Source organism: Paenibacillus radicis (ex Gao et al. 2016) (genome assembly GCF_014641555.1).
GTDB lineage: Bacteria > Bacillota > Bacilli > Paenibacillales > Paenibacillaceae > Pristimantibacillus > Pristimantibacillus radicis.
Genome location: NZ_BMHY01000001.1, coordinates 706,283 through 713,619, shown reverse-complemented (window position 1 = coordinate 713,619; position 7,337 = coordinate 706,283). Strand labels below are relative to the sequence as shown.

General features: G+C 51.5%; 6 protein-coding genes and 1 other annotated feature (1 of these 7 cut by a window edge). Of the genes, 2 read left to right on the top strand and 4 right to left on the bottom strand.

Annotated features, from left to right (window positions below; all coding sequences use genetic code 11):
- The coding region (locus IEX98_RS03045; protein ID WP_188887447.1) for a hypothetical protein at positions 1–275 on the top strand (275 nt) is incomplete at its 5' end.
- A 465-nt stretch (positions 276–740) separates the two neighbouring features.
- On the opposite strand, the gene IEX98_RS03040 is transcribed toward IEX98_RS03045, so the two are convergent.
- The 3 genes from IEX98_RS03040 to IEX98_RS03030 all read right to left on the bottom strand — a co-directional run bounded on the left by IEX98_RS03040 (position 741) and on the right by IEX98_RS03030 (position 3,667).
- The gene (locus IEX98_RS03040) at positions 741–1,295 is read right to left on the bottom strand and encodes a deoxycytidylate deaminase (RefSeq protein WP_229691946.1); all 555 of its coding nucleotides are present in this window, start codon (positions 1,293–1,295) and stop codon (positions 741–743) included.
- A gap of 204 nt (positions 1,296–1,499) precedes the next feature.
- Entirely contained in the window at positions 1,500–2,801 is a 1,302-nt protein-coding gene (locus IEX98_RS03035) for a homocysteine synthase (RefSeq protein WP_188887445.1), read from the bottom strand.
- A 137-nt stretch (positions 2,802–2,938) separates the two neighbouring features.
- A complete protein-coding gene (locus tag IEX98_RS03030; protein ID WP_188887444.1) occupies positions 2,939–3,667 on the bottom strand; it encodes a ComEA family DNA-binding protein in 729 nt (242 codons plus the stop codon).
- Between the two features lie 154 nt (positions 3,668–3,821).
- On the opposite strand from IEX98_RS03030, the gene comER reads away from it, so the two are divergent.
- Positions 3,822–4,661, top strand: a complete 840-nt coding sequence (comER, locus tag IEX98_RS03025) for a late competence protein ComER (protein WP_188887443.1) — start codon at positions 3,822–3,824, stop codon at positions 4,659–4,661.
- Between the two features lie 46 nt (positions 4,662–4,707).
- Here comER and leuS read toward each other — a convergent pair whose 3' ends face one another.
- Positions 4,708–7,152, bottom strand: a complete 2,445-nt coding sequence (gene leuS, locus IEX98_RS03020) for a leucine--tRNA ligase (RefSeq protein ID WP_188887442.1) — start codon at positions 7,150–7,152, stop codon at positions 4,708–4,710.
- Between the two features lie 62 nt (positions 7,153–7,214).
- Positions 7,215–7,337: a binding site (T-box leader), on the bottom strand (it continues 93 nt past the right edge of the window).

The window sequence follows — 7,337 nt, the reverse complement described above, 5'->3', positions numbered from 1 at the left end:
GTTCTGGTTCTGGTTCTGGTTCTGGTTCTGGTTCTGGTTCTGGTTCTGGTTCTGGTTCTGGTTCTGGTTCTGGTTCTAGTTCAGATTCTCTGCTGATTCTGGTACTAACTCTACTTCCCCCAGGTCTTGCCCTTGCTCTTGCTCTTGCTCTTGCTCTTGCTCCTGCTCTTGCTCTTGCTCTTGCTCTTGCTCTTGCTCTTGCTCTTGCTCCTAATTCTCCCCTCACTCTTTCTCGCAACCCCCACTTAAAAACAAAATGCAAAAGTGCATTTTGAAAAGCAAAAAACAGCCATATTTTCGCTTCAAAATGTAAAAATACAGTTTGTCGAGCACAAAACCGGCTAAAACAAAGCTTTTCAGTGGAACAAAATGTATTTTTACATTTTGACAGTGTATTCCTACGATTTTTGACTAATCAAAATGTATTTTTGCATTTTGTTTTCTCCCTGAGGCTTCACCCCATCTAAAAATTAATAACTCAAGGCGACTCCCCGCTTACCTCGATTGGAAATTTGGAGCGCCCACAGACACTCAGGCCAAATATGAGTTGGACCCAAACGTAAAGTGGAAAACAATTATACTGTCGGCACACACAAGTCATATTGACCCGTTGCTGACAAAAATCAGAAGCCGTTCCCGTCTGTCCGCACGAAAAAAAGAACCTCCGAACAATCTAAGCTTTCGCTTGGACGGTTCAGAGGTTCTTCCTCTGTTGCTATAAGGTTCCGGAATCGATCCGGCTACGATATGACGCTCATTGCCGCCTGGGGCGGCGGTACATAATCCGTGACGGAGCGGAAAATGATGCCCTTCTGCTCCATTAGAAGCGATACTTTATCGCTATCCTTCGGATACGACCGATGGTACACAATTTCTTGGACACCGCTGTTCGCCAGCATGTTCGCGCAGGTCCAGCAAGGCTGGTCCGTCACATACACAGATGAGCCTTCACGATTTACCGGATCTGTGAACAATAGCAGATTCTGCTCCGCATGAATCGTGCGGATGCAGCGCTGTTTCTTGATCATCTTCTCCTGACCATTCTCGATGGTTATCTCCAGCTCTTCTGCGATCATGCAGCCCGCTTCCGAGCAGTCAGGCACTCCCATGGGCGCGCCATTATATGCGGTGCCGAGGAGCTTCTTGCCCTGAACCAGCAAAGCGCCGACGTGACGGCGAGAGCAGCGAGAGCGGGTCGATACCATATAAGCGATATCCATAAAATATGTGTCCCAATCTTTGCGTTCCGCTTCCTGCGAACGGACCGTTGCCATACGAATCGACTTCCTTTCCATGTTGCGCTAGATCTCCGGTTCGGGCAGCAGGCAACTTCGGCTTTGGCTTTAGGTGATCTGCTTCTGTCAGGAGCTAGGCCTCTAACCTTAAGCTCGTACTTTCAGCTTCACAGCCTTCCAGCCCCAGCCTGAGTACCTGCCCTATACGGAACTCTATTCTAGATGACGTAACTTGCGCTTAGTTATTACTATTATAATAGCTGATTAGCCTTCTTGGCTAATGCGAAGCGCTTGCTCCAGATCGGCCAAAATATCGCCGATACCTTCCGTACCGATCGACAGACGGATCAGACCTGGCGTTACGCCAGCCGAAATCTGCTCGTCAGCGGAAAGCTGCTGATGCGTCGTGCTCGCAGGATGGATAATAAGCGACTTGGAGTCACCCACATTCGCGAGATGCGAGAACAGCTTCACAGAATTGATTACTTTTTTACCCGCGTCAACTCCGCCTTTAATGCCAAAGGTCAAAATCGCGCCTTGGCCGTTCGGCAAGTACTTGAGCGCCAGCTGGTGGGAAGGATGGCTTTCCAGACCCGGGTAGCTAACCCACTCCACCGCTTCATTCGTTTCCAAATATTTCGCAACTGCCAGTGCATTGGAGCTGTGACGCTCCATACGCAGGTGCAGCGTCTCCAAACCTTGCAGCAGCAGGAAGGAGTTGAACGGCGACAGCGCAGCGCCCATGTCGCGAAGCAGCTGTACTCTTGCTTTGATGATGTAAGCGATTGGACCTACAGCATCAGTGTAAACAACGCCGTGATAGCTTGGGTCCGGCTCAGTCAAGCCAGGGAACTTGCCGCTAGCTTTCCAGTCGAATTTGCCGCCGTCAACGATAACGCCGCCGATGGACGTACCATGTCCGCCGATGAACTTCGTCGCCGAATGAACGACGATGTCCGCACCTTGCTCGATTGGACGCTGCAAATACGGGCTGGAGAACGTGCTGTCGACGATCAGCGGAATACCGTTCTCATGCGCGATAGCAGCAACTGCTTCCACATCAAGAATGTCGCCGCGCGGATTGCCGATTGTTTCCGCATAAAGCGCTTTCGTCTTGTCCGTAATCGCTGCACGGAAATTCTCAGGATCTGACGGATCTACGAACGTTACTTTAATGCCCAGCTTGGCAAATGTGTTGGAGAACAAGTTGTATGTTCCACCGTAAAGGCTAGCAGCAGATACGATCTCGTCGCCTGCACCGGCGATATTTAAAATCGAGTACGTGATCGCCGCTTGGCCGGAACCTACAGCCAGCGCGGCCGGAGCTCCTTCCAGCAATGCGACGCGCTTCTCGAATACATCCGTTGTCGGGTTCATAATACGGGTATAAATGTTGCCGAATTCTTGCAGCGAGAACAAATTCGCCGCATGATCGGTATCCCGAAAACCGTAAGAAGTCGTTTGGTAAATTGGCACCGCACGAGAAAAAGTAGTCGGGTCGATTTCCTGGCCTCCGTGGACGGAAAGCGTTTCGAGTGAGAGCTTGCGTGGTTCTTGTTCTGACATCACTGACAACTCCTCAAACATAATTTTTGCTGATCCTGACAGACATTTCGACTGTCTGCGCCTGGCGCTGTGCGCCTTGCCCGGAACGCGGTTGGACTGGGATACATTTCCTCCAGCCTTCTCCTATTCTCTCACATTTATGGACGAGCTACAATGCTATCTTTCAATCCCGCAAGCAGCTTTGGACCTATTCCTTTTACCCGGAGCAAATCATCGGCCGAATTGAAAAATCCCCGCTGCTCCCGTTCATTCACGATCGCCTGCGCCTTGGCAGGACCAATCCCTTTCAGCCCCTTCAATTGCTCCAAAGTCGCCCGATTAATATCGAGCTTACCGCGGTCCGCATCTGCAATTTCGGCGGTACCGGAATTGCTGTTTGCTTGCCCATTCACCGTCTGCTGAGCTCCGTCCTGACCATCTCCTGCGGCTTGTCCTGCCGTTCCTTTTCCTCCAGCCCCCGCCACATCGGATTGCTCGGAGGAAGTGCCGCCAGTTCCTATTTGACCAGCCTCATTCGTCTCTTTCTGCGCATTACGGGTCCCCGCTTCCGTATTTGGCAACTCGTCCAAATCAGTCTGCGTTTTCCCCGCAGTCAGAACTTTCTCGCCATTCCCGGATTGCCCTTTCACCCTATCTTGATGCTCCACGACCGTTCCAGCCTGCGCTCCTCCATTTCCAGCACCAGCCTCCAACTCCAGCAAGGCCTGTTCGACCGGCCGGTTCAACGGTTCCCAGCCTTTGGCCATCTCTTCCTTCGGCATTGCAAAAGCCACCGTAAACATTACCGCTGCCAGAACGAACAAGGCAGCCAAAATGTACATTTTGGTCCGCTCAGTCCCCCTGATCATTTTTGCCTTCATTTTCATCTACGTCATCCACCTTTCATAAAAAAGTAAAAAAATGGTCGAAATCATGACATATCGGGCAAGTCTTGATGAATAGAGTAAAAGAGCGAACACGATGCTGGCGAACGACACGCATCCGCTTCAGCTATATCATTCAACTACGGGAGGGCTGGACATGAAGGTCGGATTCATCGGAACGGGCACGATGGGAAGCCTGCTTATCGAAGCATTCGTCACGTCTGGAGCGCTCGAGCCGAGCCAAATCGCCGTCAGCAATCGTACCTACACGAAAGCGCTGGCTTTGGCTAGCCGCTTTGTCGGAATAAGCGCCGTACCTGCGAATGCGGCTTGTGCCGCAAACAGCGACATTATATTTCTATGCGTCAAACCGCTCGAATTCAAAAAAGTGGTCGACGAGCTGCTGCCGGTTATTCGTCCCGAGCAATTGGTCGTCTCCATTACAAGTCCTGTATTAATCGCTCACTTGGAAGAAATGCTGCCCTGCAAAGTGGCAAAAGTAATCCCCAGCGTAACGAATTCCGTGCTGAGCGGAGCTACACTTTGCGTCTATGGCAGCAGGTTATCCGCCGAAGATGAAGCCAGGCTGGAGATATTGCTTAACCGCATCAGCAAACCGCTTCAAATTGAAGAGCCTTATACCCGAATCGTCTCCGACCTGTCCAGCTGCGGACCTGCATTTATAAGCTGTCTGATGGAGCAATTTGTAGACGCCGCTGTAGAAGAAACCGGCATATCGCGGGAGGAAGCTGGCAAGGTTGTTGCTTCCATGCTGCTTGGTACCGGACTGCTGCTGACGGAAGGCGGCCTGTCGCTGGCCGACGTCCAAGCCAAGGTTGCCGTGCCCGGGGGCATTACCGCTCAAGCGCTTCAATTGCTTCGCAGAGAAACAGATGGCGTATTCAACCGGCTTGTCCGCACGACGCATGCAAAATTCGACGAGGATGTCTCAAAAGTTTCTATCGCTTTCTACGGCGAAGAGGTGAACGGTCAGTAGCTTCTAAAGCTGCTCGACCGTCCACCTCTTCAATTTTGCCTATAAATTAATTTGCGACGATGTTGACGAGCTTGCCTTTGACCGCAATTACTTTGCGGATCGTTTTGCCCTCTATCAGTTCTCGCACTTTATCGTTTTCTTTTGCCAGACGCTCCATATCCGCTTCATTCGTATCAGCGGCGATCGCCAGGCGTTCAACGATTTTTCCGTTCACTTGAACGACGATTTCAACCTCTTGGTCAACTGTCCAAGCTTCTTCGTATTGCGGCCATGCTTCATACGATACCGATCCGGCACCGCCCAGCTTTTCCCACAACTCTTCAGCGATATGCGGTGCAAGCGGCGACAGCATTTGTACAAAGTCAATCATCGCTTTTTTCGGCAGCGACTCGGATTTGTACGCTTCGTTGACAAAAATCATCAATTGGCTGATCGCCGTATTGAATCTCAAGTTGTCGAAGTCGTCGGTTACTTTCTTGATCGTGCGGTGCCATGTCCGTTTGAACGCTTCGCTTGGCTCTCCGGCATCAATCTTCGCATTCAAGCTGCCGTCTTCTTCATTAATGAAGAGACGCCATACGCGGCTCAGGAAGCGGTAGCTGCCTTCCACCCCGTTCGTGCTCCAAGGCTTCGTCGCCTCCAGCGGCCCCATGAACATTTCATACATACGCAGTGTGTCTGCGCCAAACTCGTTCACGATGTCATCCGGATTAATAACGTTGCCGCGGGATTTGGACATTTTCTCATTGTTCGTGCCCAGGATCATCCCTTGGTTAACGAGCTTATGGAACGGCTCTTTCGTATTCACTACGCCGATATCATAAAGCACTTTGTGCCAGAAGCGTGCATACAGCAAGTGAAGCACCGCATGCTCGGCCCCGCCGATGTACAAGTCAACCGGCAGCCATTCCTTCTGTTTCTCAGGCGAGCAAATTTCCTTGTCGTTTTTCGGATCGATAAAGCGCAGGTAATACCAGCAGCTTCCCGCCCATTGCGGCATCGTGTTCGTCTCGCGGCGCGCTTTCATACCCGTCTCCGGATCGATCGTATTGACCCACTCCGTTACGTTGGCGAGCGGCGATTCCCCTGTACCCGACGGTTTGATCGCATCGACATCCGGCAGCACGAGCGGAAGCTGATCTTCCGGCACCGTCTTCATCGTTCCGTCTTCCAGATGAAGAATCGGAATCGGCTCTCCCCAGTAACGCTGACGGCTGAACAGCCAATCGCGCAATCGGTAGGTCACTTTGCCTTGACCTTTGCCTGATGCTTGCAGATGCTCGATCATTGCAGCAATCGCCGCCGCATTATCCAATCCGTCCAGGAAGCCGGAATTAACGTGAGGACCCTCTCCTGCATAAGCCTCTTGCGTTACATCGCCGCCCTGAACAACTTCGATAATCGGCAGGTCGAACTGCTTCGCGAATTCCCAGTCGCGAACGTCATGACCGGGAACCGCCATAATAGCGCCTGTGCCGTAACCGGCCAGTACATAATCGGCAATCCAGATTGGCGTTTTTGCGCCATTAGCGGGATTGATTGCATAAGCACCGGTAAACACGCCTGTTTTATGCTTCGCCAGATCCGTACGCTCGAGATCACTTTTATGCGATGCTGTCTTTTGATAATCAACAACGGTTTGACGCTGTGCTTCTGTCGTAATTTGCGCAACAAGCTCATGTTCAGGAGCCAATACGCAGTAGGTTGCCCCGAACAGCGTATCCGGACGGGTCGTAAAGACGACGAGCGAAGCTTCGTGACCATCAATCTCAAAGGTTACTTCAGCGCCAGTCGATTTACCGATCCAGTTGCGCTGCATATCCTTGATGCTCTCCGACCAGTCGAGCTCTTCCAGATCCTCTAGCAATCGTTCCGCATATTCTGTGATTTTGAGCATCCATTGACGCATTGGCTTGCGGACAACCGGATGGCCCCCGCGTTCGCTAAGGCCGTCGATGACTTCCTCGTTCGCCAGAACCGTACCCAGCGCTTCGCACCAGTTGACCGGCACTTCCGCTACATAAGCAAGACCTTTCTTATATAACTGGATGAAAATCCATTGCGTCCACTTGTAGTAATCAGGATCGGTCGTGCTAAATTCACGGTCCCAATCATAGGAGAAGCCTAATGTTTTAATCTGACGGCGGAAATTATTGATGTTTTCTACCGTAAACTCGCGCGGGTGATTTCCCGTTTGCATAGCGTATTGCTCAGCAGGCAGACCAAACGCGTCCCATCCCATCGGATGCAGCACGTTGTAGCCGCTCATCCGCTTATAACGGGATACGATATCGGTAGCCGTATAACCTTCCGGATGGCCTACATGCAAGCCTGCTCCTGATGGATAAGGAAACATATCGAGTGCATAAAACTTCGGTTTCCCCGGGTCCTCCGTCGTTGCGAACGTTTTGTTCTCGTCCCAGAACTTCTGCCACTTCGGTTCTACCGAAAGCGGATTATAGCTGTGAAATTGCTGCTGTTCCTGACTCATTGTCACACATTCCTCTCATTTCTTCTGGTCAATAAAAAAACTCCCGCCCCTAGCGTATTATCGCTAGGGACGAGAGATTGCTCCCGTGGTACCACCCTAGTTAACGGCCGGCATGCTTTGCCTTCCGCTCACTCAATGCCTTTAACGCAGGCCGAGACGGCGCGCTGTTCACGCGCGGCTCCAAG